This is a genomic window from Ornithinimicrobium jinqii, from assembly GCF_045032595.1.
Lineage (GTDB): Bacteria > Actinomycetota > Actinomycetes > Actinomycetales > Dermatophilaceae > Ornithinicoccus.
This window is the reverse complement of the sequence record NZ_JBJFZS010000061.1, coordinates 1-1,789: the sequence shown is the minus strand read 5'-3', so window position 1 is coordinate 1,789 and position 1,789 is coordinate 1. Positions and strand designations below refer to the sequence as shown.

Below are 1,789 nucleotides of genomic sequence, written 5' to 3'. Positions count from 1 at the left end.
GAACGGTCGACTCGAGCACCTGCGCGGCCTGGCCCTCGGGTTCCGCAACCTCACCCACTACATCGCCCGAGCACTCCTCGAGGCCGGCGGATTCAGGCCCCGACTACACCCTGCATTGTGAAGAGCCTTCAAAGGCAACGCGAACCGAGGCAGAAGTGGGAGGACGGTTGTTCTCAGTCGTGCTTACCGATGGAGCCATCCTCAGCGTGGCGGTAGGCCGACTTTCCTTCGGGATACTTTCTGTTCAGGTCGTCGACGACCTGTACTACCTCTCGAAATAGCACCCCGTTTCCGGCTGGCCGACTGGAATAGAGTAAATACAAGAATACGGGGTGGGGCGCATCTACCTGGGCCCAGGGCCGCCCGTGAATGTCGGCAGCGTGCGCACTGCCTGGGCGTCGTCCGCGACAGGCGCCGGTCGATCCGGTCGTCGATAGGGTGTCCGGTCGTCGCCGTCGCAGTCGCTGGTCCACGCGCTGTGAGCAGCCTGGTGTCGCCCCTTGAGCCTGGGGGGACGGTCGTGTTGAACGAGGCCCGCCCGTGGAGGACGACGACCGCTTGGGGCGCCCGGGCTGAGGGTCAGGACTGAAGCCGACTTTCTCAGCAGCGCGCCGTAATCGGCACACCCCTAGACAGCACATTGAAAGTCTGTCAGGATGCGTTCACCTTGCATCAGCAAGGGTGTCACTGCTTTGGAGGGGACCATGTTCAACCTTACGCTGGCCGAGATTGTGCTGCTGGTGAGTATTGGCCTTGCCATCCTGCTGGTGGTTGCGGCGGCGGTTCGGGTTCTTACGTCGCGCCCGAACGCGCGTCATGGTTCGCCTTCCGCAGCGAGTGGCACGAAAACCGGATCTCCCGGCTGACGAGGCTGGCGAGACAACAGATAGGGGGGAAGGTCAATGACGACCTTGACCAAAACGCTTCGTTACGTCGCCTGCAGCACGGCAGCGCTGGCGATGCTGAGTGCACCAATCGGATTGGCCCACGCCGAGGCACCCAGCGCGCCTGCCTCGTCGAGCACCGTCACCGTCGGCCTTTCGGACGACGACCGAGCAGCCATCATGGCGAAGTTTGACGAGCTGGGCGTGAAGGAGAACGTACGTGCGAGCCTTCTGGCAAAGGTCGAAGCGGGGGTTGTCTTGGATGCCGAGAGCGGGCTCGCAGAGCCGCTCTACGTGACCGACACGAAGAAGGACGGAAAACTCCAGTCGCGGGAGGTGTACGCCGATGGTTCCGTGCTCATGACTGTGGTCGAACTGGAGCCGGCCCGCATAAGCGGCCCCTCTGGTGGGATAAGCCCGCAGGCTGTCTCCGGATGCAAGGTGTTGTCGAATCTGAACGGATGGATTCGTCGAGGTGACTGTCGCGTCGACGTCAGCGCGGCAACCATCGGGTTCGCTTTCCAGGCAAGCTACTCGGTGAAGACCGGCTACGGGCGGGTCGACAGTTACGTCAACCTTCCCAGTTCGTACTACAACTACATGCCGGGCCGTCACTACGAGGACGAGGGGATGTACATGATGCGTTCGCTTAGCAGCGGCTCCTCATACGCCGCCGTTCGCAAGTGGGTGCGCACGAGCGTCGCAGGGGTCACGTCGTACAGGTACCTCGAGATGCGGGTCCTTACGAGTGCGTGGTCGCACGCCTGGACGAGTTAATCGGGCTCTTCACAATCCAGGGTGTAGTTGGGGCCTGAATCCGCCGGCCTCGAGGAGTGCTCGGGCGATGTAGTTGGTGAGGTTCCGGAACCCGAGAGCCAAGCCGCGAAGGTGCTCGAGGCGGCCGT

2 protein-coding genes are annotated in these 1,789 nt (G+C 62.7%); both read left to right on the top strand.

Features of this window, described 5'->3' with window-relative positions; translation table 11 throughout:
- The first annotated feature begins 704 nt into the window (after positions 1 to 704).
- Positions 705 to 866, top strand: a complete 162-nt coding sequence (locus ACI3ET_RS16300) for a hypothetical protein (RefSeq protein ID WP_405034121.1) — start codon at positions 705 to 707, stop codon at positions 864 to 866.
- A 36-nt stretch (positions 867 to 902) separates the two neighbouring features.
- A complete protein-coding gene (locus ACI3ET_RS16295) occupies positions 903 to 1,661 on the top strand; it encodes a hypothetical protein (RefSeq protein WP_405034120.1) in 759 nt (252 codons plus the stop codon).
- The last annotated feature ends 128 nt before the right edge of the window (positions 1,662 to 1,789 follow it).

What these genes read in the sequence shown, in the direction of transcription:
- ACI3ET_RS16300 (WP_405034121.1), top strand. Translation starts at nt 705, where the DNA reads ATGTTCAACCTTACGCTGGCCGAGATTGTGCTGCTGGTGAGTATTGGC.
- ACI3ET_RS16295 (WP_405034120.1), top strand. Translation starts at nt 903, where the DNA reads ATGACGACCTTGACCAAAACGCTTCGTTACGTCGCCTGCAGCACGGCA.